Annotated in this window: 1 pseudogene; it reads left to right on the plus strand. The window is 32.0% G+C overall.

The window, feature by feature from the left end:
• Positions 1-91 precede the first annotated feature (91 nt).
• Positions 92-303: pseudogene (locus tag AN389_RS19785) on the plus strand (NERD domain-containing protein); the annotation flags it as partial.

Below are 303 nucleotides of genomic sequence, written 5' to 3' on the forward strand. Positions count from 1 at the left end.
ATTTGTTGAATAGATTGTACGGAGTTTGAATTATACGACATGTACCTGTTTTTAAGGTATAACGTAAACATTGTGATTATAGGAACTCCACATGGATGATTTATTAAACCAAGGTTTAAGCCTTTTAGTTATTGTAGGTAGTGTTTATTCCTTATTAGGCGTTTTGTTTTTCAAAATATGGCTTCATCAAAAAAATGCCAAACTACCTGTTGATCGAAAAAAACTCAAACGTGTTGCTGCGCAAACACTTAGTGAACAAGTAAATGACAAGATTGTTGATGTAATAGGGCTTATCTTTTTATC

The organism is Pseudoalteromonas sp. P1-7a, assembly GCF_001401855.1.
Lineage (GTDB): Bacteria > Pseudomonadota > Gammaproteobacteria > Enterobacterales > Alteromonadaceae > Pseudoalteromonas.